The sequence below is a fragment of the Pantoea sp. 22096 genome, assembly GCF_052045955.1.
Taxonomy (GTDB): Bacteria; Pseudomonadota; Gammaproteobacteria; order Enterobacterales; family Enterobacteriaceae; genus Pantoea; species Pantoea alfalfae.
Map to the genome: position 1 here is coordinate 422,609 of NZ_JBQEPW010000001.1, position 22,127 is coordinate 444,735.

Here is a 22,127-nt window from a genome sequence, read left to right on the forward strand (position 1 = left end):
CGGCAGGCGATTACTTAACCGGCATACCCGGCACAGCACCGCTGTCGACGGAGAGCACGAACAGATCTTTGCCGCCCGGGCCCGCTGACAACACCATGCCTTCAGAGATACCAAAACGCATTTTACGCGGGGCGAGGTTAGCCACAATAATGGTCATTTTACCGACCAGCACGGCGGGATCAGGATAGGCGGCACGAATACCTGAGAAGATCTGACGCTTCTCACCGCCCAGGTCGAGTTGCAGACGCAGCAGCTTGTCCGAACCTTCCACCAGTTCCGCCTGCTCAATCAGCGCGACGCGCATATCCACTTTGGCGAAATCATCAATGGTAATGGTTTCACCGATCGGTGCATCGGCCAGCGGGCCCGTGGCGGGCGATGCACTGGCCGCAGCGGCATCCTCTTTCGAAGCCTCAATCAGTCCTTCGACTTTCGCCATTTCAATGCGGCTGTAGAGCGCTTTGAACGGTGCGACCTGATGATCCAGCAGCGGCTGCGCGATGGCATCCCAGCTCAGTTCACAGTTCAGGAAGCCTTCTGCGCGGGCGCTCAGTGACGGCAGTACCGGCTTCAGCCAGGTCATCAGAATGCGGAACAGGTTAATGCCCATGGAGCAGATTGCCTGCAGATCGGCATCACGGCCTTCCTGCTTCGCCACCACCCACGGAGCCTGCTCATCGACATAACGGTTCGCCAGGTCAGCCAGCGCCATGATTTCACGGATAGCACGGCTGTATTCACGACCCGCCCATGCGTCACCAATCTTCTCTGACGCATCCACGAAGGTCTGATAGAGCGCCGGATCGGCCAGGTCTGCCGCCAGTTTGCCGTCAAAGCGTTTGGTAATGAAGCCCGCGTTACGTGACGCCAGGTTAACCACTTTGTTAACGATGTCAGCATTCACGCGCTGGACGAAATCTTCCAGATTCAGGTCGATATCGTCGATGCGTGAAGAGAGTTTCGCCGCGTAGTAGTAACGAAGGCTGTCGGCATCCAGATGCTGCAGCCAGGTGCTGGCTTTAATAAATGTGCCGCGCGACTTCGACATCTTGGCACCGTTGACGGTGACATAGCCGTGTACAAACAGGTTGTTTGGCTTGCGGAAGTGACTGCCTTCCAGCATCGCTGGCCAGAACAGGCTGTGGAAGTAGACGATATCTTTACCGATGAAGTGATACAGCTCGGTCGTCGAGTCTTTACGCCAGAATTCGTCGAAGTCGATGTCGCCACGCTTGTCGCACAGGTTCTTGAACGAGCCCATGTAACCGATAGGCGCATCCAGCCAGACGTAGAAATATTTGCCTGGCGCGTCCGGGATTTCAAAGCCGAAATAAGGCGCATCGCGGGAGATATCCCACTGCTGCAGGCCCGATTCAAACCACTCCTGCATTTTGTTCGCCACCTGATCCTGCAGCGCACCGGAGCGGGTCCAGGCCTGCAGCATGGCGCTGAAGGACGGCAGATCAAAGAAGAAGTGCTCGGAGTCGCGCAGGACTGGCGTCGCACCGGATACCACCGATTTCGGATCGATCAGCTCGGTCGGGCTGTAGGTCGCGCTGCAGACTTCACAGTTGTCGCCATACTGATCAGGTGATTTACATTTCGGGCAGGTGCCTTTCACAAAACGGTCCGGCAGGAACATCCCTTTTTCCGGATCGTAGAGCTGGGAGATGGTGCGGTTTTTAATAAAACCGTTCTCTTTCAGACGGCCGTAAATCAGCGCTGAAAGCTCACGGTTCTCGTCGCCGTGGGTCGAATGATAGTTGTCATAGCTGACATTAAAACCGGCAAAGTCGGCTTCATGCTCGCTTTTCATCTCTGCAATCATCTGCTCCGGTGCAATGCCCAGCTGCTGAGCTTTCAGCATGATCGGCGTGCCGTGCGCATCATCGGCGCAGATGAAATAAACCTGATTGCCACGCATTCGCTGATAACGCACCCAAATGTCTGCCTGGATATGCTCGAGCATGTGGCCGAGATGGATTGATCCGTTCGCGTAAGGCAGTGCGCACGTTACCAGAATTTTTTTAGCGACTTGAGTCATAGTTTGCGTAGCTTTCTGTTGATTGAAAAAACGGGCTTAGATGGTAACTGAAGGCTTCACCTGCGTAAACACAAGGGATTCACCCTGCCAGTCGCCGCAGATCCACGAGCATCTGATATCATTGACAATACATCGCTGAAACACAGCGTAAGCACAGCAGAAATAAGGAGCAGGGGATGACAGTACAATCCCGGGAACCGCATACGCCAGAAGGCCTGCGCGCCATCGTGGCAGGCGTATTGAGAAGCTTTGAGCATCCGACCCTTAAGCAGAATCTCACCGCCCTGAAGGCATTGCACCATGTGGCGCAGCTGGATGGAACGCTGCATGTGGAACTGGTGATGCCGTTTGCCTGGGCCAGCGGATTCGACGACCTGAAAGAGCAGGTCAGCGCCGAACTGCTGCGCCAGACCGGCGCACGCGCCATCGACTGGCGGCTCAGCCATGATATTGCCACCCTGAAGCGGGTAAAAAACCAGCCGGGCGTTAACGGCGTCAAAAACATTATTGCGGTCAGCTCCGGCAAAGGCGGCGTGGGAAAATCCAGCACCGCCGTAAACATGGCGCTTGCGCTGGCAGCAGAAGGCGCGCGGGTCGGGATTCTGGACGCCGATATCTACGGCCCGTCTGTGCCGAACATGCTCGGCACTCAGGATCAACGGCCAACCTCGCCGGATGGCACCCATATGGCACCGATCATGGCGCACGGGCTGGCCACCAACTCCATTGGTTATCTGGTCACGGATGACAATGCGATGGTGTGGCGCGGGCCGATGGCCAGCAAAGCGCTGATGCAACTGCTTAACGAAACGCTGTGGCCGGAGCTGGATTATCTGGTGCTGGATATGCCGCCCGGCACCGGCGACATTCAGCTGACGCTGGCGCAGAACGTGCCGGTCACCGGTGCGCTGGTGGTGACGACACCGCAGGACATCGCCCTGATTGATGCCCGCAAAGGGCTGGTGATGTTTGAAAAGGTCAATGTGCCGGTGCTCGGCGTGGTGGAAAACATGAGCCTGCATATCTGCAGTCAGTGTGGCTTCCACGAGCCCATCTTTGGCACCGGCGGCGCGCAGAAACTGGTGGAGGATTACCAGACACAGCTGCTGGCCCAGCTGCCGCTGCACATTGACCTGCGCGAAGATCTTGATGAAGGTGAACCGACGGTGATTCGCCGTCCCGACAGCGAATTTACCGCGCTCTATCGCCAGCTGGCCGGACGCGTTGCGGCTCAGCTTTACTGGCAGGGCGAAGTCATCCCCGGCGACATCGCCTTCCGCGCGCTTTAAGCCCGACCCGACCCGCTGGCATAGTGTGAGGCCAGCGGGTAATGCATCAACACGTAGCCGCCGTGCTCACCTTCGCCCTGTGAAATCATTTTCCAGCCGTGTTTCAGGTAAAACGCCTGTGCCGCTTTGTTCTTCTGCAGGCACTTCAGCGCGCCGGTTGAGGTAAAGCGCGCTTCGACTGCTTCCAGTAAAGCGCTGCCCACGCCGCGTCCCTGCCAGTCAGGATCGACATAAAGACTGTGCAGGAAGTTGTCGTTCTCCAGCAGCCCGGCAAATCCGACACGCTGCCCCTCTGCTTCCGCAACCAGCACGGTTTCGCCCAGAATCACGCCATCAAAATCTTCCAGCTGCCACTCGCTGCCGTCAAGCCAGCGCCAGTTGTGTCGTCGCGCCGCCAGAAACAGCGTGCGCAGGAAAGGACGATCGGCTTCCGTAAACGGACGAATCTCCACAGGTCAGCTCCCTTATAATCCGGTCTTACAAAACTAGCAGTGATTCGCGAAGACAGGCGAAAAGATAAAGCGGGTTAAATGTCACGAAAATCGCTGTACACTGCCTGCCGGGCCAGAGAGCATCAGGCTTTCAGCGTTTGATAGCTTTCGTTTATCAGATTGATAACGACCGCGTATTAGATGTTGGCCCGAAAATTATGTAACCTGCATCACATATTTTAACGGAGGCCACAGATGTCTATTATCAATACCAAAATCAAGCCGTTCAAAAACGCAGCATTCAAAAACGGCGAATTCATCGACGTAACCGAGAAAGACGTTGAAGGTAAATGGAGTGTGTTCTTCTTCTATCCAGCTGACTTCACCTTCGTCTGCCCGACCGAACTGGGCGACGTGGCTGACCACTACGAAGAATTCCAGAAACTGGGCGTAGATATCTACTCCGTTTCTACCGACACCCACTTTACCCACAAAGCCTGGCACGGTTCTTCAGACACCATCGCGAAAATTCAGTACGCGATGATTGGTGACCCGACTGGCGCGCTGACCCGTAACTTCGAAATCATGCGTGAAGACGAAGGTCTGGCTGACCGCGGTACGTTCATCGTTGACCCGGAAGGCGTTATCCAGGCCATCGAAATCACTGCTGAAGGCATTGGCCGTGACGCCTCTGACCTGCTGCGCAAAGTGAAAGCGGCTCAGTACGTGGCTTCTCACCCAGGTGAAGTGTGCCCGGCTAAATGGAAAGAAGGTGATGCAACTCTGGCTCCGTCTCTGGACCTGGTTGGCAAAATCTAATTCCGCTTCGCCCTTTCGACCATTCTCCAATCGGGTGCTGCGGCACCCGATTTTTTGACCAGGATATCACTATGCTCGACACAAATTTGAAGACGCAGCTCAAGGCTTACCTTGAGAAATTAACCAAACCTGTTGAGTTGATCGCCACCCTGGATGAGGGTGCAAAATCAACCGAGATTCGTGAACTGTTGGTTGATATCGCCGGCCTGTCTGACAAAGTCAGCTTCCGCGAAGAGAACGATCGTCAGGTGCGTAAGCCCTCATTTCTGATCACTAACCCAGGTTCGAACAGCGGCCCGCGTTTTGCCGGTTCCCCACTGGGTCACGAATTTACCTCACTGGTGCTGGCGCTGTTACAGACCGGTGGGCATCCGTCGAAAGAAGCACAGAGCCTGCTGGATCAGATCGCGGCGCTGGACAGTGACTTCCATTTCGAAACTTACTATTCACTCTCATGCCATAACTGCCCTGACGTCGTACAGGCGCTGAACCTTATGGCGGTGATTAATCCGCGCATCAGCCACACCGCTATCGACGGTGGCCTGTTCCAGAACGAGATTCAGGAACGTAACGTGATGGGCGTGCCAGCGGTTTACCTCAATGGTAAAGAGTTTGGTCAGGGTCGCATGAGCCTGGCGGAAATCGTCAGCAAAGTGGATACCAATGCGGATAAACGTGCGGCAGAAGAGCTGAACAAGCGTGACGCGTATGAAGTCCTGATTATCGGCAGTGGTCCGGCGGGCGCAGCGGCAGCCATCTACTCAGCACGTAAAGGCATCCGTACCGGCCTGCTGGGTGAGCGTTTTGGCGGCCAGGTGCTTGACACGGTCGATATCGAAAACTATATCTCCGTACCGAAAACCGAAGGGGCAAAACTGGCCGGTTCACTGCGCGCACACGTGGATGATTACAACGTGGACGTCATTGAAAGCCAGAGCGCCATCAAACTGATCCCGGCAGCGAAAGAGGGCGGAATGCACGCCATCGAAACCGCCTCCGGCGCAGTATTGAAATCCCGCAGCATCATCCTGGCGACCGGCGCACGCTGGCGTAACATGGGCGTGCCGGGTGAAGAAGAGTATCGCACCAAAGGCGTGACCTACTGCCCACACTGCGATGGTCCGCTGTTCAAAGGCAAACGCACAGCGGTGATCGGCGGCGGTAACTCCGGCGTGGAAGCGGCCATCGATCTGGCCGGTATCGTTGAACACGTTACGCTGCTGGAGTTTGCCGGTGAGATGCGCGCCGATCAGGTGCTGCAGGATAAGCTGCGCAGCCTGAAGAACGTTGATGTGATCCTGAACGCGCAGACCACTGAAGTGAAAGGCGACGGCACCAAAGTGACCGGCCTGCACTATATCGACCGTACGACGCAGACCACCCACGAGCTGCCGCTCTCCGGTATCTTCGTTCAGATCGGTCTGCTGCCGAACACCCCGTGGCTGGAAGGCGCGGTTGAGCGCAACAAAATGGGTGAGATCATCATCGATGGTAAATGCGAAACCAGCCTGAAGGGCGTGTTTGCTGCGGGCGACTGCACCACCGTGCCGTACAAACAGATCATCATCGCCAGTGGTGAAGGTGCTAAAGCCTCACTGAGCGCGTTTGACTATCTGATTCGTACCAAATCGGCTGAATAACATTTAGTTAACCAGACAATAGCCCTTCAGCACGCCTGCTGAGGGGCTTTTTTTTAGCCTGTTAATAGCCCGCCAGTGTCATCAGCATCATCCATATCGGCGTCGTCACCGCCGCAAATACCGTTGAAAACAGCATACTCGCCGCCGCCGGGCCGGTAATGACATTGAACTTCTGCGACATCAGATAGACGTTAACCCCGACTGCCATCGATCCCAGCAGTACCACCACTTTACTCTCCAGCGGTGGCAAATCGGTCAGCCACGCGATAGCCCATACCGTCATCGGCTGCAGCACCAGCTTCAGCAGGCAGAGGGTATAGCTCTCTTTAAGTCCTTCCCGCACCCGATAATGCGCCAGGCTCATGCCCAGCGTCACCAGCGACAGGGGCGCGGCCAGTGAAGCCAGCATCTTTAACGGTTCTGCGGCCAGCATCGGCAAAGGACGCTGCAGAAAACTCCAGGCCGTCCCGCTGAGAATGCCGATGATGAGTGGATTCTTTACTACCCCAATCAGGGTGCGCCACACGCCTTCCAGCGAGAAGCTGCCCTGTTTCGCCCATTCGACCGAAACGGTGAGTAAGGTCCAGAGGATCAGGCTGTTAAATACCAGAACCAGCGCCACCGGGGGCAGGGCTTCTGGCCCCAGCAGTACTGTGGCCACCGGGATCCCCAGCATCACGTTATTGGAAAAGATGCCGCCCAGCGCAAAAACCGACGCCGCTACGCCATCCAGATTGAACAGCCTTGTTGCCAGCAGTCGCCCCACGATAAACACCAGCAGGCAACTGCCGAAGAAGGCCAGCAACAGGCGCGCATCCACCGGCGGACTTTGCGAGAAGGTGCTCATCACCCGAAACAGCATGCAGGGCAGTGCGACGTTAAATACAAAGCGGTTCATCCCTTCGCTGATGCTGGCGGGCCATTTTCCGAGGCGCGTCAGACAGTATCCCAGCAGGATCAGGATAAACAGCGGGGCTGACAGATAAATTTGATGGCTTAAGCTTTCAAACAGCAGTGGCATAGAGAGAGTCTGGTCAGGCGATGATTAGTTACCAGACTAACAAATTGCTAACTAACTGTTAACTTGAACTGTGTCTGGAATGACCGTTGCCCGGACACTAACCTAACCAGCGGCGTGCCTGTCTGTCACTGATATCCCGATAATAGACCCGGTGAATAATTTCGCCACAGCCTGTGCAGCGGGCGGAAAGATAGGTGGAGAGGTACTGTCTGCCATTGGGTGCCACGGCACCCTTGCGTTCAATATTAATCTCCTGCCATCGATGACGGTGTGGAATAAGCGCTAAAAATCGCATCATACGTCCTGAATAGTATGAAGTTCCGCTTCAGAAGTTTTTTAACTCCATGAAATAACGTGTTTTTTACGATAATGCTGCGAGCAGGTTAGTTATTATGGGGTCACCAGAGTCAGTGCGGGAAATATTACTCATCAGGGTAATAAACACTTCTACTTATAAAGAGGTATTCCGATAGCCCGCAGCATTAAGCCTTTTTTTGTACTGCTGAGAGTTGATCGGGATCATGTGAATTGTTTCAGTTCCGATTATTTTCCAGGCTTGCTTTAACAGTACGGCTTGCCTATGCTGCAAGCCGTAACACGACTCGGGGTGCCCTTCTTAAATGAAGGCTGAGAAATACCCGTATTACCTGATCTGGATAATGCCAGCGTAGGGAAGTCTGATGCCTGACCGCATTCGCCTTCTTGTTCGCCGGTTGGGAGCTAAGATGACACATCAATCTCAACACCTTTCTGCTGCGCACTTCGCGCCCGTTCTGCACACTTTCCGCCGTCAGTCACCGCTGGTGCACTGCATGACCAATGACGTGGTCCAGAACTTCACTGCCAATGTGTTACTCGCGCTCAATGCCTCACCGGCAATGGTGATCGATGCTGACGAAGCGGCACAGTTCGGCCGCTTTGCCGATGCGTTGCTGATTAACGTGGGCACGTTAACCCGCGAGCGCCAGAAGGCGATGCAGGCTGCCGTTATCGCGGCTAATCAGGCGGGCACCCCCTGGACACTCGATCCGGTTGCCGTCGGCGCGCTGACGCTGCGCAGCGACTTCTGTCAGCAACTGCTCAGCCAGCAACCGGCGGTGATTCGGGGAAATGCGTCAGAGATTCTGGCGCTGGCACAACAGGCCGGCGGCGGGCGCGGTGTCGACACGCTGCATCAGGCGGATGCAGCACTCAATGCGGCCCAACAGCTCGCGGAAACCTGGAGCACGCTTGTGGTCGTCACCGGTGAAGTGGACTACGCCACCGACGGCCGGCGACTCCTTGCCATAACCGGTGGAAGCCCGTTAATGACGCGCGTGGTCGGAACCGGCTGCGCACTTTCTGCTGTAGTGGCGGGATTCACTGCTCTGCCAGGCGATCGGCTGATGAACGTGGCGGCGGCCTGTCAGATAATGGCCCTGTCGGGTGAAAAGGCAGCGGCGCAGGCAGCCGGACCCGGCAGCTTTGTCACGGCGTTTATTGATGCACTCTGGACGCTGGAGGTAGAGCATGAAGCGCATTAATGCTCTGACGATTGCCGGTACCGATCCCAGTGGCGGCGCGGGCATCCAGGCCGATCTGAAAACCTTCTCAGCTCTGGGTGCCTACGGCACCAGTGTGATTACCGCGCTGGTGGCACAAAACACCCAGGGCGTGCAGTCGGTTTATCGCATTGCGCCTGACTTTGTTGCCGCCCAGCTCGATTCGGTACTGGATGATGTGCGTATCGACAGCGCAAAAATCGGCATGCTGTCTGAAACGGCGATTGTGGAACAGGTTGCAGCCCGGCTGAGGCGTGCTGAGATCCCGTTTGTCGTGCTGGATACGGTCATGGTCGCGAAAAGTGGTGATGCGCTGCTTTCGCCAGACGCCGTGGCCAGCGTACGGGAGCAGTTATTACCGCAGATGTCGCTGATCACGCCAAATCTGCCGGAAGCGGCGGCGTTGCTGGATTGCGCTATCGCCACCAATGAGGCAGAGATGCGCGAGCAGGGGCGGGCCTTGCTGGCACTCGGCTGTCAGGCCGTGCTGATGAAGGGCGGTCATCTGGCGGCGTCGGAGAGTCCGGACTGGCTGATTACTCACTCAGCGGAACAGCGATTCAGCACGCCACGCGTGCATACCCGTCATACCCATGGCACCGGCTGCACGCTGTCGGCCGCCTTAGCCGCGTTACGTCCGCGCCATACTGACTGGGCAGAGACGATTGAGGAAGCGAAAAACTGGTTGCAGCAGGCGCTGTTACAGGCGGATTCGCTGGAGGTCGGGAACGGCATCGGACCGGTGCACCATTTTCATCAGTGGTGGTGACGGCGAAGGTCCGCATCGACCTGGTAATCAGGCGGTGCGGGCAGTTTCCGTTTCAGGGCGCTTCAAACCAGGCGCTGTTACGCTCGGCAATCGGGGTGATTGAGAAGATCATCTCCTGCAGGTGACGACGCATCGCCGCTTCGGCGGCATCGGCGTCATGGCGCTTCAGCGCGGCAAAAATCTCTTCATGCTGCTCAATCAGCCTCTCCGGTGGTGAGACTTCACTCAGCGTCAGAAACCGCACCCTGTCCATAGCCGCTTTTATGTTTTCCACCGTCTCCCAGGCGAGCTTGCAGTCAATGCTTTCAGCGATCAGGCGATGAAACTCATCGTCCAGAGTGAGGAAAGCCTGGCTGTCATGCCGCTCAGCGGCCATGCGCTGCAGCTGCAGATTATGTTCCAGTGCCATCAGGGCGGGATCGTCAATCTCCACCGCTGCCCGCCGCACTACCGACACTTCCACCGCCTCACGGATAAACCGGCCATCCGCGACACGTTTAGCGGAGATTTTGCGCACGAAGGTGCCGCGCTGCGGCAATACCTGTACCAGTCCGGCTTCAGCCAGCTTAATGAACGCTTCACGCACCGGCTGGCGTGAGACGTTGAAGCGTGCTGAGACCTCTTTTTCAGAGAGCAGCGAACCTGGCTGAATTGCGCAGGTAACAATATCTTTGCGCAGATAACGGTAAATCTGCTGATTTACCGGTTCGCTGGTAGTAATGGTATAGGCGATCGACATGCAGCAATATCCATATTACGGCTGGCCGGGGCCAGCGCGATGGGAAAGTGTCAGTCTAATCAGCGCGCTGCGTCTGCGCCAGCGCTTTTAGCCGCGGTTGAGACACTGATGCACTGTGGCACGCGCGCCCTGGGTGGTGAGTTGCTGATACCAGACAGTCAGTCGGGCAACCACGTCGCTATTCTGCGCCAGATCCTCGCCGAATACTTCGCGGATGGCGAGCAATGCCCGCACGCGAGACTCACCTTCTTCACTGGTGGCAACGCACTCTGCGAGCTGCGCTTTCAGCGGATCGCGGATGTCGATCGGCTGACCCTGTTCATCGACGCCGCCGACATAGCGCATCCAGCCCGCTACGCCCAGCAGCAGCAGGTCGCAGTCACTACCGCGCTGCAGGTGCCAGCGCAGGCTATCGAGCATACGCTGTGGCAGTTTCTGTGTGCCGTCAGTGGCAATCTGTCCGGTGCGATGTTTAATGGCGCGATTTTCATAACGCGCAATCAGTGAATCGGCATAGGCGTTGAGATCCACGCCCTGAGTGCGCAAAGTAGGAGCCTGCTCATCGATCATCAGTGAACGGGCGGCGGCGCGGAAATGGTGATCGGCCATGCAGTCGCTGATGTATTCATAACCGGCAAGGAAGCCGAGATAGGCCAGGAAAGAGTGGCTGCCATTCAGCATGCGCAGTTTCATCTCTTCATAGGGCAGAACGTCACTGACCAGTTCTGCGCCCGCGTTTTCCCACGCCGGACGACCATTGACGAAGTTATCTTCAATCACCCACTGGAAGAAGGGTTCTGCTTCAACCGCAACCGGGTCGCTGGAACCCAGGCGCGCGCTCAGGGCCGCAAACGCCGCATCGGTCATCGCCGGAACGATGCGATCGACCATGGTTGAGGGGAAGGTAATGTGCTGCTGAATGTACTCTGCCAGCGCCGGATCCTGCTGCCGCGCCAGTTGCACAATCACGTTGCGGGTGACATGACCATTTTCCGGCATGTTGTCACAGGACATCACGCTGAAGGCAGGTAGCCCCTGGTCACGGCGGCGGCGGATCGCGGCCAGAATCAGACCTGGCAGCGAGCGCGGCGCATCCGGATGCTGCAGGTCATGGACGATATCGGGATGATCGGGATTTAAATTGCCACTGGCGGGCTGATGACAGTAGCCTTTTTCAGTGACGGTCATGGAGACAATCGCCACTTCAGGCTGACTCATGGCGTTAATCACCGCCTCAATACCGTCACTTTTACCGTGCAGCGCCTGGGTAATAACGCCAATTACCCGGGTATGCAGGGAATCATCAGCCATCTCGGTGAGGGTATAGAGCAGATGCTGCTCACGCAGAGCCTGAATCAGCGCGCCGCTGTTGAGGTTCACTTCGCAGTATCCCCAGTCGCTACCCTGTTCAGCCAGCCTGTCGCTGCAAAGTGCCTGATGAGCGCGATGAAAAGCACCAAAACCGATATGCACCATGCGGGTTTTTAACTGGCTGCGGTCGTAAGCGGGGCGCCGGACCTCAGCGGGGAGGCAATCAATCTGTAACATAGTCCGTCCTTATGGCAAACGGGGCGCAAAGCGCCCCAAAACATCGTTCTGTTAGCGGAACAACACTCAGACCGAAACCGGTTTATCCCCAGGTTTCGGACTGCGAATCACAAACAGCACCAGGAAAGCCCCCAGCGCGGCGACACAACCCGCCAGCACAAAGGCGCTATCGAATTTACCGGTATGCTGAACAATAAAGCCGGTGACGATCGGCCCGATGATGCCGGAAAGGCTCCCCACCAGATGGATAAAGCCGCTGATGCTGCCGATACGACTTTTGTGCACCACATCCTGAATAATCGCCCAGTAGATCGCGCCGGTGATGTAGAGGAAGAAAATCGACACAGACATCATAATTACCGCAGGCACCACATCTTTTATCGTACCCGCCAGCGCCACACAAATTGCGGCGGCCAGCAGTGAGACCACCAGCACAATTTTGCGGGACAACAACAGCTTGCCGGTGATGTTAAAGATCTTATCGGAGATCCACCCACCCAGTGCCAGGCCAACGAAACCGACGATCCACGGGATCATGGTGGTGATGCTCATTGATTTGATATCCAGGCCGTGCGCCTGCACAAGGTAGGCCGGGAACCAGCTCAGGAAGAAGAACAGGATGTAGTTGTAGCAGAAGAAGGCAAATGCCGTGACCAGGATAATCGGCTGGCGCAGGTAGTAGCCAAACGGATGTGACGTTTCTGACAGGTCAACCTCATCATTCGGGCTGGTGGCTTTCAGGCGATCGATCAGCTGACGCTCTTTTTCGGTGACCAGTTTGCTCTTCGCCGGATTATCAGCGGCAAAGAAGAGCCAGAACGCCATCCATACCAGACCAATACAGCAGACGATCACAAAGGCCGGACGCCAGCCATAGGCCAGGGCCAGATAACCAATGATCGGGCCGGCGACTGCGCCACCTAAAGGTGACCCGGCACTAAGTAAACCCATCGCCGTGGCGGCCTGTTTCTTCGGGAACCAGCCATTAATCGCTTTGTTAGCCGAAGAGCAGATCGGGCCTTCAGCCATGCCGAACAGCACACGCAGGATCAGCAGCGACCAGAAGCCGGTGGCCAGCGCGGTCATGCCGCAGAAAATGGACCAGGCACCCACCGCCACGGCCAGTACGATTTTTGGACCATAGCGGTCAGTGGCAAGCCCGCCAAGGAAGTTAAACAGGGCATAGCCAAAGAAAAAGCTGCCGAAGATCATGCCAAACTGCTCAGCATTAATCGCCAGATCTTTCTCTACCAGCGGTACGGTCAGCGACAGGGCGACACGATCGAGGTAGTTAATCATGTAAACCAGGAACAGCAGCAAAACGAGGGTCCAGCGCAGATTCTTGAACATACAAACTCCGTGATCTGTTTTATCTTTATAGTCATGCCGGCGGGTACGCACCGGCTGAGGAGACCTGGTGTTCAGCGGATAATTAACCCATCTGAAGTATGACTTTGCAGCAGGTGCGCGGATCTTTTTCGAACAGGGTCATCGCGCGTTCAATTTCATGCAGCGGAAAGTAGTGAGTGACCAGCTTCTCTGGCTGGATTAACCCTTTTTCCATCCATTCGATCACCTGTGGGAAACGATTGCTGTTAAGACGTGAGGTAAACAGCGACAGCTCCTTACTGGTCAGGCTCTGCTGAGTAATGCTGCACGGCTCGCCGGAGAAGCCCAGCAGACCGATGCGCGCGGCGGGTGAGGCGAGGGCAGCTGCTTCAGCCAGAATGGTGGGATGGCACGCCGCGTCGATAATCAGCGTAGGCTGCACGCCCTCAAGTTGTGCCGCCAGCGGGATTTCGCTGTTATCGAACAGTTGATCGGCACCGCTCTGTTCTGCAAGTGCCAGCCTTTCCGGCAGGCGATCCACCACCATCACCTTTTTAACCTTATAGACGCCCTTCAGCACCTGAATCGCAGTAAGCCCCATCGGACCGGCGCCGTAAATCAGCGCCACATCGTCTGGCTGTGGCTTGAGAAACGCGGAGATATTGGCGGCAATAGTGAAAGGCTCAATCAGACTGGCGAGCCGATCGGGGATGCTGTCCGGCAGGGAAAAGGCATTTTTCGCCGGAGCCAGCGCAAACTCGCTGAAGCCGCCATCACGGTGCACGCCAATCACCTGCAGTGTGGTGCAGACATTGGGACGGCCTACCGAGCAGGGATAACAGCTGCCGCAGCTCACCACCGGATCCACCGCCACGCGGTCGCCCAGCCGGGCCGGATCAACACCGTCGCCCACCGCGTCAATCACGCCAAAAAACTCGTGACCAATCACTCGCGGATATTTGGCGAACGGGTTATGACCGTGCCAGATATGCACGTCCGATCCGCAGATGCTGGCATAGGCCACTTTAATACGGACTTCGCCCGCCGCGGGTTGTGGCAGTGGACGTTCAGCCACCACCAGTTCACCCGGCTGTTCAATAACAACGCTTTTCATCAGCTTCTCCTCACCAGTTCCACAGGGTGCCATCTTCAAGACGGGCAACCGGGAGATAGGCAGGTTCATAGGGATATTTCGACGCCAGTTTCTCGTTGAATTCAATGCCGAGACCGGGTTTGTCGCCTGGATGCATGTAGCCCTGGTCAAAGGTCCAGTTAGCCTCAAACAGCTCCATCATCTGTTCGGAGAAGCCCATGTACTCCTGCACACCGAAGTTCGGCACCCAGAGGTCAAAGTGCAGTGCAGCCGCCATGCAGATAGGGGAGAGATCAGAAGGACCGTGCGAGCCGGTGCGCACCTGATAGAGCGAGGCAAAATCAGCGATACGCCGCATACCGGTAATGCCGCCCGCATGCGTAATGGTGGTGCGGATGTAGTCGATCAGCTGTTCTTCAATCAGCTGCTTACAATCCCAGATGCTGTTGAACACTTCCCCCACAGCAATCGGCGTGACGGTATGCTGTCGGATCAGGCGAAAGCACTCCTGATTCTCAGCAGGCGTCGGATCTTCCATCCAGAACAGGCGATAATCTTCCACGCTCTTGCCAAAACGCGCCGCTTCGATTGGCGTCAGGCGATGATGCATGTCATGCAGCAAGTGCTCATCGAAACCAAACTTGTCACGGATGGCGGCGAACAGTTTCGGGGTGAAATCGAGGTATTTCTCGGTTGACCAGAGCTGCTCTTCGGGCCAGTTACCTTTAGTTGCAGGCTCATAGGCCAGACCTTTGCCTTTCGCCATGCCGTAGGTGGTTTTCATGCCCGGGACGCCGCACTGCGCGCGGATCGCTTTAAAGCCCAGCTCTTTGTGCTTCGCGTAGTCATCCATCACTTCATCAATGGAGTGGCCGGTGGTGTGGCAATAGACCATCACGCCGGTGCGTGATGCGCCACCCAGCAACTGATACACCGGCATATTGGCGGCTTTGCCTTTGATATCCCACAGTGCCATATCGACGGCCGAGATAGCGGACATGGTGACCGGGCCACGACGCCAGTAAGCGCCCTTGTAGAAATATTGCCAGATGTCTTCGATCTGATGCGCATCGCGGCCAATCAGCTGCGGGCAGACATGATCTTTCAGGTAGGAGGCGACCGGCAGCTCGCGGCCATTCAGCGTGGCATCACCCACGCCGGTCAGACCCTCATCGGTGGTGATTTTGAGTGTGACAAAGTTTCTGCCTGCGCAGGTTACAAATACTTCCGCCTTAACAATTTTCATCCTGGTTGCCTTTCAGTCAGCGTTCAATGACGAAAAAGTACGCGCTTTAATACTACCATACAAGTTAGTCTGGCAGAGTTGTGAAGCCAGTCACAGACTGTTTTCTGGGACGAAATGGGGTAATGAACTGGCGTATTATTTGGCGACAAAAAGGGCGGCGTGGTAGTAAAACGACGGGCGGCCAGCGTGAAAAAGGGGCTTTCGCCCTCTTAAGGTATTGACAGCGTCTGCCCCTGCTGGCTGTAAGACCCAGCCGACGAAGGGAACACATTCAGATCGGAAAGTCGCAAAAGCCGCCATCCCTGGCATGCTCGTCCCGCGTCGTCCCTGACGCGGGACGCTTTCCTCCTCTGCCCGTGTTCCCTACGCTTTAAGCTATTGCGTTGCTGCTAAATTCGTACAGCTGTGAGTTTGTCAGTAATCTGAAGGGGCTTTCGCCCCCTGACCCATGCTCAGGAAAGGAGTTCACACTGTGGTGGCAGGCGACAGCTCAGCGCGCCCGCCATCACCTGAATCACGAATTCGCGCCCGGAGAGCGGTTCGCCATCAAGGTTAAAGGTCATCTCGTGCGGAGAGCGAATCGTAAGCGACTCCAGCTGCGTGGTGACGATGCCGGGATTGTCATCGTCGCCGGTCAGGGAGTGCAGCAGCGTCGGCAGCAGCTCCTGCGCGGTGACAACACTGACGTCCAGTCGGCCATCATTGATCAGGGCAGAAGGGCATAACCGCTGACCGCCGCCCGCCTGACGACCATTACCAATACCGATCACCAGCGCATCACCCTGCCAGGCGAAATCGGGGCCGCTGATCTCGCAGGTATCGGGTTTCAGGGTATCCATGCGCATCAGGCCGTGAATAAAGTAGGAGACGCCACCCAGCGCCGACTTCAGCTTTTCCGGCGTTTCAGTCGTGATACGGGTGCCAAACCCGCCGGTCGCCATATTGATGAAGTAGTGGCTCTGATTTACCCTGGCCAGATCGATGGCACTAGCTTTGCCCTGAATTGCCAGTCGCAGTGCCGGTTCCATCTCTTCCGGGATGCCGACGCTGGTGGCAAAATCGTTGGCGGTACCCAGCGGCAGGATGCCCAGCACCGGGCGATGATCCGCTTCAGAAGAAGCCAGCGCTGTCGCAATTTCATTGATGGTGCCATCGCCACCACCGGCCACCACGGTCGCGGCCTGCAGCGCAATGGCCTCTTTAACGTACCTGTCGCCGTCACCTTTTTCAAACGTGACACGCACCGCAATGTCGAAGCCTTCTTCACGCAGAGTCGTAATAGCTTCGCGCAGATCATCATTACCCGCGCCTTTCCCATTCAGGATGAGCAGCGTAAGCGGTTTATTATCCATTTTGCGTTCCTTGAAGATCTACAGAGTAAGAAGGGATTTATAACACAGCTGCCAGCAGTAAATTATTGGCGAAAGAGAGAAAAAAGAAAACCCGCACGGGGGAGCCGGGCGGGTAAATGAGGTGGTTCCTGGTAAATCTGCCGTTTGTTGTTACTCGTTAGCAGCAGGCGGGACTATAAAGCAGCGCTGCGCAGGGGTCTGTGATCCTGTTCTGATTTCCTCAACATGTTTCCGTTGGTAAACGATTATGAGGGTCCCGGGTATCTTCACCGTGATCAAAATTGCGCAGCAGCAGTGCAAAACGCAGATCCACCTCCTCGGGCACCCGCAGCCAGACGCGATGGCCATCGCCCGGCGCAACTTCAGTGGGTTCGCCGCGCGCATTCTGCAGCGCGTCCAGCTGGCAATTCAGATTCCCTTGGGGCGTCATGATCTCCACGCTGTCGTGCAGCATAAACTTATTCTTCACCGTCACTTCAGCCCATTCGCCCCGGCGTTCGCCGGTGAATTCGCCGACAAACTGCTGGCGGTCGGACACCGAAAAGCCCTGCTGATAATTCTGGTAACTGTCGTGAGTATGGCGGCGCAGGAAACCTTCGGTGTAGCCACGATGGGCCAGGCCTTCCAGCGTTAACAGCAGTGAGGGATCAAACGGCTTACCGGCCGCGGCATCATCAATCGCCCGGCGATAAACCTGGGCAGTGCGGGCGCAGTAGTAGTAGGACTTGGTGCGTCCCTCAATCTTCAGTGAATGTACGCCCATCTCGCTGAGCCGCTCCACGTGCGCCACTGCGCGCAGATCCCGCGAGTTCATGATGTAGGTGCCGTGTTCATCTTCGAACGCACTCATCACCTCGCCGGGCTTCATCTTCTCTTCCAGCAGAAATACCTTGTCGGTGGGCTGACCGATGCCCAGCGTGGGCGTCACATCCTGTACCGGAATAGGCTCATGACTACCGACGATATTCCCCACTTCATCCTGCTGGCCTTCCGCCACTTTATACTCCCAGCGGCAGGCGTTGGTGCAGGTGCCCTGATTCGGATCGCGTTTGTTCATATAGCCCGACAGCAGACAGCGACCGGAATAAGCCATACAGAGCGCACCATGAACAAAGACTTCCAGCTCCATCTCCGGCACCTGCTGGCGGATCTCAGCGATCTCCTCCAGTGACAGCTCGCGTGACAGAATCACCCGGCTCAGCCCCATCTGCTGCCAGAATTTTACCGTGGCCCAGTTGACCGCATTGGCCTGCACCGACAGGTGAATCGGCATCGCCGGGAAAGCCTCACGTACCAGCATGATCAGGCCGGGATCGGACATGATCAGCGCGTCGGGCTGCATCGCCACCACCGGCGTTAAGTCACGAATAAAGGTTTTCAGCTTGGCGTTGTGGGGCGCAATGTTCACCACCACGTAGAATTTTTTACCCAGCGCGTGCGCTTCATTAATGCCCAGTGCGAGATTCTCGTGGGTAAATTCGTTGTTGCGCACGCGCAGGCTGTAGCGTGGCTGGCCGGCATAGACGGCATCGGCACCATAAGCGAAGGCGTAACGCATGTTCTTCAGCGTGCCGGCGGGGGAAAGCAGTTCGGGTTTCATGATGTTCTCACTGATGTCAGGTCAGTATGCCGCCTTAAGCGGCAGAAGCAGAGCCGTTAAGCCCTGCAAAAGGTGCGGAATTGTAGGCAGTGAGAAAAGGGAAGTAAATTGATCGGGATCAAACTAGATCAAATGACAGGCATCGGCTTCCCAGCGATAGCCCATGCCGTAAACGGCACGGATAAAGGGTTGCTCGCTGTCGAGATTCTCCAGCTTGCGCCGCAGATTCTTGATATGGCTGTCGATGGTGCGATCCGTGACCACGCGATAGTCATCATAGAGATGGTTGAGCAGCTGTTCGCGTGAAAAGACCTTGCCCGGCTCCAGCGACAGGGTTTTCAGCAGCCGGAACTCCGCCGGGGTAAGATCCAGCGGCTTTTCACGCCAGCTGGCGAAGAATCGGCTCTCATCAACCCGCAGTAACGAGGCGCTCTGCGGCTCCTCCGTCGACCGTTTTATCCGGCGCAGGATTGTTTTGACCCGCGCCACCACTTCACGCGGGCTGAAGGGTTTACAGATGTAGTCATCCGCGCCCAGCTCCAGCCCCAGCAGCCGATCAATCTCCTCGGTGCGGGCGGTGACCATAATAATCGGCAGCTCGGAATGGCGACGGATTTCACGGCACAGCGTTAAACCGTCGGTGCCTGGCAGCATTAAATCCAGCAGCATCAGGTCGGGTGGCGTCTGGCGCACGTAATCCAGTACCGCGTTGCCGTCGGCGATGTGATGGGTACGGTAGTTCGAAGCGTGCAGATAATCGATCATCAGCTGCGCCAGTTTCGGCTCATCTTCGACCACCAGAATCAGCGGGTCGTGGTTTTCCTGGCTCATAAGCGTTTACACAGGGGGAACATAGCGCAAGTGTAGCGCGATTTTCAGTCCACCTAAATCAGAGTGCGTCGCATGAATATCGCCGCCGTGGGCGTCTGCGATATTTTTACAGATGGCCAGGCCCAGGCCCGAACCGCCGCTGGCGCGATTGCGCGAGCCTTCGGTGCGGAAAAAGCGCTCAAAAATCTGCACCTGATGTTCTCTGTCAACGCCGGGTGCGCTGTCATCAAACTCAATATGCCAGTGAGGGGCTTCATACTTCAGCGTCACTTCAACCCGGCCACCGCTGTCAGTGTAGCGCAGGCTGTTCTCCAGCAGATTCGTGAACAACTGCATCAGGCGGTCGGGATCGCCAAAGAAGGGAGCGTTGTCGGGCAAATTCAGCTTCAGCGTCAGGCCATGTGCGCGGTAGCGCTCGGCAAAGCTGCCCGCCGTTACTTCCAGCAGTTGCACCAGATCGGTCGCCTGCTTGCGGTAGGCGAGGGCACCCACGTCCGACAGCGACAGCTGATGCAGGTCTTCGACCAGCTTGGTCAGCACCACCACTTCACTCTGGAGTGAGGCGATCGCGTCTGGCGTCAGTTTGCGTACGCCATCCTGCATCGCTTCCAGTTCACCGCGCAGGATCGCCAGCGGCGTGCGCAGCTCGTGGGAGATATCGGCCATAAAGGCGCGGCGCATGCTTTCGTTTTTCTCCAGCGAACTGGCCAGCAGGTTAAAGTCACCGGCCAGCTGGCCAAGCTCATCCCGGCTGCTGACCTCAACGCGGGTGGCAAAATTACCAGCCGCCAGATGATGCGTGCCATCGACCAGCCGCTTGACCGGCGCCAGCAGGCCACGCGCCATCAGCCAGGTCGCCAGCGCCGCCAGCAGCGTTGACAGCCCCACGATAATCCAGCTGGTGCGCCGCTGCTGTTGATCAAAATTAATGTCGGTACTGCGCGTCAGCCGCTCCGGCGGCGAGCCGATGACCCAGCCGACCACTTTGCCGGTGCTGGTGGTAATGTTGCGGCGCGTCCCCTCCGGCGGCACCGGCGCACGCGGCCCGACCATCACTTTATATTGTTGATCGAGGATCCAGAACTGGGTGCGCCAGCCGTGTGGCGGCAGCTGGCTGTTGCTGTCGGGATTCTGCTCCAGTGAGCGCAGCATGGTGAAGACCAGCCGATCGTTGTGGCGTAAAAAATCCCAGTTCCCATGCTGCTCATACTGATCGGCCAGCGCATCGCTGAGCAGATTTAACCGCTGCTCATTGCCGCGCTTAATGTAGTCGACAAAGCCGTGTTCGAAACTGAGGCGAACGCCCCAGTGCATAGTGATCAGCACCAGCATGCAGGTGGCGAAAATCGCCATAAACAGTTTGGCCCCGATTCCAAGGCGCAGGTTAACACTCATTTTTTTCTCCGGCGTCGCAGATCAACGTTGGTACTCACCTGTGGCGGAACGCGCCAGAACACCAGCGCGGGCAGGATGATAATCAGCGACATGCAAAGGTAGGTATAAATAAACATCTGGTGTTCCGCTGGGCTGTTTGCCGTACTCTGCTGGGCAAACGCGCCCAGCAGCAGCCCGGCCACGGTGACGCCAATACTCATCGACAGCTGCATAATCATCGACAGCAGGCTGTTACCGCTGGAGGCCAGCTCATCGGGCAACTCCTTCAGCGTCAGGGTATTCATCGAAGAGAAGCGGATGGCGTTGACCATACCCTGCAGAAACAGCACCAGCGGCAGCAGCCAGACCCAACCCATGAGCGCCACCAGCGGGAACAACAGGACCACCAGCGCCAGCGCTACGGTCGACATCACCAGCACATTACGGTAGCCATAGAGATTGACGATGCGCACCACAATGCGCTTCATCCCCATATTCCCCAGCACCATCGGAATCATCATCAGACCGGCGTGAAACGGGCTGTAGCCCATGCCGAGCTGCAGAAAAATGGGCGTCATAAAGGGCAGCATGCCGCTGCCGATGCGGCCGGTAAAACTGCCGAGCAGGCCAATAGAGTAAACGCGATGATCAAACAACTTCAGGCTGAACAGGGCGTTATCATTTCCGCGCGCATGCATCAGGTAAAACAGCAGAGAGAAAATGCCAGTGAGGATCATGGCCCCCAGCAGCAACGGCGAACCGCCGCTGCTGCGCTGACCATCCAGCGCCAGTGTCAGGGTAGCCATACCGGCGGCCAGCAGAATAAAACCACCGAAATCAAAGCGGCGCGTCTGCATGCTGTAGTTGGGCATCAGCATCAGGGTGGCGATAGCGCCTGCGATACCGACCGGAATATTAATCAGAAAGATCCAGTGCCAGCTGGCGTACTCGACCAGCACACCGCCCAACGCCGGACCCAGCAGCGGACCAATCTGGCCAGGCAGGGTCACAAAGGTCATGGCGGACATATACTGTTCTCGCGGCACGATTTTCATCACCGTCAGGCGACCCACCGGCACCATCATGGCCCCGCCAATCCCCTGAACCACGCGCGACAGCACCAGCTGATCCAGCGTGCCGGACAGGGCGCACAGTAGCGAACCCAGGCTGAACAGCACAATCGCGCAGAAGAAGATGTTGCGCACGCCAAAGCGATCCGCCAGCCAGCCGCTGACCGGCAGCATCACGGCCACCGTCAGCACGTAATAGACGATCACCGAGTGCATGTGCAGCGGGCTGACGCCCAGGTCGCGTGCCATCGACGGGATCGCGGTATTGACGATGGTGGTATCCAGCGTCTGCATAAAGAAACCGATAGCAACAATCCACAGTTGCCAGCGGACGTTAGTGCTTTGCGTAGTCATCAATCCCCCCGATCAAGGCGTAACATTCCCCGTCTGT

At 56.8% G+C, this 22,127-nt stretch carries 19 protein-coding genes and 1 riboswitch; of the genes, 5 read left to right on the forward strand and 14 right to left on the reverse strand.

Annotated features, from left to right (window positions below; all coding sequences use genetic code 11):
- Nucleotides 1-10: 10 nt before the first annotated feature.
- Entirely contained in the window at nucleotides 11-2,044 is a 2,034-nt protein-coding gene (metG, locus tag ACTJKZ_RS01865; protein ID WP_222925224.1) for a methionine--tRNA ligase, read from the reverse strand.
- A 176-nt stretch (nucleotides 2,045-2,220) separates the two neighbouring features.
- Here metG and apbC point away from each other — a divergent pair, with 176 nt between their 5' ends.
- The gene (gene apbC, locus ACTJKZ_RS01870; RefSeq protein WP_161732237.1) at nucleotides 2,221-3,333 is read left to right on the forward strand and encodes an iron-sulfur cluster carrier protein ApbC; all 1,113 of its coding nucleotides are present in this window, start codon (nucleotides 2,221-2,223) and stop codon (nucleotides 3,331-3,333) included.
- On the opposite strand, the gene ACTJKZ_RS01875 is transcribed toward apbC, so the two are convergent.
- Entirely contained in the window at nucleotides 3,330-3,785 is a 456-nt protein-coding gene (locus ACTJKZ_RS01875) for a GNAT family N-acetyltransferase (protein WP_161732239.1), read from the reverse strand. The genes apbC and ACTJKZ_RS01875 overlap by 4 nt on opposite strands.
- A gap of 234 nt (nucleotides 3,786-4,019) precedes the next feature.
- Between ACTJKZ_RS01875 and ahpC the strand changes: the two genes are divergently transcribed.
- Nucleotides 4,020-4,583, forward strand: a complete 564-nt coding sequence (gene ahpC, locus ACTJKZ_RS01880) for an alkyl hydroperoxide reductase subunit C (protein WP_013358496.1) — start codon at nucleotides 4,020-4,022, stop codon at nucleotides 4,581-4,583.
- 71 nt (nucleotides 4,584-4,654) lie between these two features.
- A complete protein-coding gene (gene ahpF / locus ACTJKZ_RS01885) occupies nucleotides 4,655-6,223 on the forward strand; it encodes an alkyl hydroperoxide reductase subunit F (protein ID WP_010248223.1) in 1,569 nt (522 codons plus the stop codon).
- Nucleotides 6,224-6,284: 61 nt separating this feature from the next.
- Here ahpF and ACTJKZ_RS01890 read toward each other — a convergent pair whose 3' ends face one another.
- Nucleotides 6,285-7,244 carry an AEC family transporter gene (locus ACTJKZ_RS01890; RefSeq protein ID WP_222925225.1) on the reverse strand — a complete coding sequence of 320 codons (960 nt, stop codon included), beginning with the start codon at nucleotides 7,242-7,244 and terminating at the stop codon, nucleotides 6,285-6,287.
- A gap of 97 nt (nucleotides 7,245-7,341) precedes the next feature.
- Complete coding sequence (locus tag ACTJKZ_RS01895; protein WP_222925463.1) at nucleotides 7,342-7,539, reverse strand: hypothetical protein; 198 nt, start codon at nucleotides 7,537-7,539, stop codon at nucleotides 7,342-7,344.
- A gap of 298 nt (nucleotides 7,540-7,837) precedes the next feature.
- A riboswitch (TPP riboswitch) is annotated at nucleotides 7,838-7,935 on the forward strand.
- Between the two features lie 34 nt (nucleotides 7,936-7,969).
- On the opposite strand from ACTJKZ_RS01895, the gene thiM reads away from it, so the two are divergent.
- Nucleotides 7,970-8,767, forward strand: coding sequence for a hydroxyethylthiazole kinase (gene thiM / locus ACTJKZ_RS01900; protein ID WP_440829137.1), 798 nt, complete (start codon nucleotides 7,970-7,972; stop codon nucleotides 8,765-8,767).
- Nucleotides 8,754-9,554 (forward strand): bifunctional hydroxymethylpyrimidine kinase/phosphomethylpyrimidine kinase, encoded by an 801-nt coding sequence (gene thiD, locus ACTJKZ_RS01905; RefSeq protein ID WP_260058882.1) that lies wholly within the window; start codon nucleotides 8,754-8,756, stop codon nucleotides 9,552-9,554. Before thiM ends, thiD begins: the two co-directional genes overlap by 14 nt.
- Nucleotides 9,555-9,606: 52 nt before the next feature.
- Here the strand turns inward: thiD and ACTJKZ_RS01910 are convergent, their stop codons facing one another.
- The 10 genes from ACTJKZ_RS01910 to ACTJKZ_RS01955 form a co-directional block, all read right to left on the reverse strand.
- Nucleotides 9,607-10,293, reverse strand: a complete 687-nt coding sequence (locus ACTJKZ_RS01910) for a GntR family transcriptional regulator (protein ID WP_161732247.1) — start codon at nucleotides 10,291-10,293, stop codon at nucleotides 9,607-9,609.
- 87 nt (nucleotides 10,294-10,380) lie between these two features.
- Nucleotides 10,381-11,841: a mannitol dehydrogenase family protein gene (locus ACTJKZ_RS01915; RefSeq protein ID WP_260058880.1), complete on the reverse strand. Its 1,461-nt coding sequence runs from the start codon at nucleotides 11,839-11,841 to the stop codon at nucleotides 10,381-10,383.
- 66 nt (nucleotides 11,842-11,907) lie between these two features.
- Nucleotides 11,908-13,191, reverse strand: coding sequence for an MFS transporter (locus tag ACTJKZ_RS01920; RefSeq protein ID WP_161732250.1), 1,284 nt, complete (start codon nucleotides 13,189-13,191; stop codon nucleotides 11,908-11,910).
- Nucleotides 13,192-13,273: 82 nt separating this feature from the next.
- Complete coding sequence (locus ACTJKZ_RS01925) at nucleotides 13,274-14,284, reverse strand: Zn-dependent oxidoreductase (RefSeq protein WP_440829138.1); 1,011 nt, start codon at nucleotides 14,282-14,284, stop codon at nucleotides 13,274-13,276.
- Nucleotides 14,285-14,294: 10 nt separating this feature from the next.
- Nucleotides 14,295-15,509: a D-mannonate dehydratase ManD gene (gene manD, locus ACTJKZ_RS01930; protein WP_161732254.1), complete on the reverse strand. Its 1,215-nt coding sequence runs from the start codon at nucleotides 15,507-15,509 to the stop codon at nucleotides 14,295-14,297.
- Nucleotides 15,510-15,961: 452 nt separating this feature from the next.
- The gene (gene yegS, locus ACTJKZ_RS01935; RefSeq protein ID WP_161732256.1) at nucleotides 15,962-16,861 is read right to left on the reverse strand and encodes a lipid kinase YegS; all 900 of its coding nucleotides are present in this window, start codon (nucleotides 16,859-16,861) and stop codon (nucleotides 15,962-15,964) included.
- A 220-nt stretch (nucleotides 16,862-17,081) separates the two neighbouring features.
- Nucleotides 17,082-18,464 (reverse strand): prephenate-dependent tRNA uridine(34) hydroxylase TrhP, encoded by a 1,383-nt coding sequence (gene trhP, locus ACTJKZ_RS01940; RefSeq protein WP_440829508.1) that lies wholly within the window; start codon nucleotides 18,462-18,464, stop codon nucleotides 17,082-17,084.
- A gap of 120 nt (nucleotides 18,465-18,584) precedes the next feature.
- Entirely contained in the window at nucleotides 18,585-19,292 is a 708-nt protein-coding gene (gene baeR, locus ACTJKZ_RS01945) for a two-component system response regulator BaeR (RefSeq protein WP_161732258.1), read from the reverse strand.
- A gap of 6 nt (nucleotides 19,293-19,298) precedes the next feature.
- On the reverse strand, nucleotides 19,299-20,687 hold the full coding sequence (baeS, locus tag ACTJKZ_RS01950; protein ID WP_161732260.1) for a two-component system sensor histidine kinase BaeS: 1,389 nt from the start codon (nucleotides 20,685-20,687) through the stop codon (nucleotides 19,299-19,301).
- Nucleotides 20,684-22,090, reverse strand: coding sequence for an MFS transporter (locus tag ACTJKZ_RS01955; RefSeq protein WP_440829139.1), 1,407 nt, complete (start codon nucleotides 22,088-22,090; stop codon nucleotides 20,684-20,686). Before ACTJKZ_RS01955 ends, baeS begins: the two co-directional genes overlap by 4 nt.
- Nucleotides 22,091-22,127 lie beyond the last annotated feature (37 nt).

Excerpts from the sequence above, each read along its gene's own strand:
- metG (WP_222925224.1), bottom strand. The coding sequence starts at position 2,044 with ATGACTCAAGTCGCTAAAAAAATTCTGGTAACGTGCGCACTGCCTTAC.
- baeR (WP_161732258.1), bottom strand. The coding sequence starts at position 19,292 with ATGAGCCAGGAAAACCACGACCCGCTGATTCTGGTGGTCGAAGATGAG.
- ACTJKZ_RS01925 (WP_440829138.1), bottom strand. The coding sequence starts at position 14,284 with ATGAAAAGCGTTGTTATTGAACAGCCGGGTGAACTGGTGGTGGCTGAA.
- ACTJKZ_RS01895 (WP_222925463.1), bottom strand. The coding sequence starts at position 7,539 with ATGCGATTTTTAGCGCTTATTCCACACCGTCATCGATGGCAGGAGATT.
- yegS (WP_161732256.1), bottom strand. The coding sequence starts at position 16,861 with ATGGATAATAAACCGCTTACGCTGCTCATCCTGAATGGGAAAGGCGCG.
- ACTJKZ_RS01890 (WP_222925225.1), bottom strand. The coding sequence starts at position 7,244 with ATGCCACTGCTGTTTGAAAGCTTAAGCCATCAAATTTATCTGTCAGCC.
- manD (WP_161732254.1), bottom strand. The coding sequence starts at position 15,509 with ATGAAAATTGTTAAGGCGGAAGTATTTGTAACCTGCGCAGGCAGAAAC.
- ahpF (WP_010248223.1), top strand. The coding sequence starts at position 4,655 with ATGCTCGACACAAATTTGAAGACGCAGCTCAAGGCTTACCTTGAGAAA.
- ACTJKZ_RS01915 (WP_260058880.1), bottom strand. The coding sequence starts at position 11,841 with ATGTTACAGATTGATTGCCTCCCCGCTGAGGTCCGGCGCCCCGCTTAC.
- baeS (WP_161732260.1), bottom strand. The coding sequence starts at position 20,687 with ATGAGTGTTAACCTGCGCCTTGGAATCGGGGCCAAACTGTTTATGGCG.
- ahpC (WP_013358496.1), top strand. The coding sequence starts at position 4,020 with ATGTCTATTATCAATACCAAAATCAAGCCGTTCAAAAACGCAGCATTC.
- apbC (WP_161732237.1), top strand. The coding sequence starts at position 2,221 with ATGACAGTACAATCCCGGGAACCGCATACGCCAGAAGGCCTGCGCGCC.
- ACTJKZ_RS01920 (WP_161732250.1), bottom strand. The coding sequence starts at position 13,191 with ATGTTCAAGAATCTGCGCTGGACCCTCGTTTTGCTGCTGTTCCTGGTT.
- thiD (WP_260058882.1), top strand. The coding sequence starts at position 8,754 with ATGAAGCGCATTAATGCTCTGACGATTGCCGGTACCGATCCCAGTGGC.
- ACTJKZ_RS01955 (WP_440829139.1), bottom strand. The coding sequence starts at position 22,090 with ATGACTACGCAAAGCACTAACGTCCGCTGGCAACTGTGGATTGTTGCT.
- thiM (WP_440829137.1), top strand. The coding sequence starts at position 7,970 with ATGACACATCAATCTCAACACCTTTCTGCTGCGCACTTCGCGCCCGTT.
- ACTJKZ_RS01910 (WP_161732247.1), bottom strand. The coding sequence starts at position 10,293 with ATGTCGATCGCCTATACCATTACTACCAGCGAACCGGTAAATCAGCAG.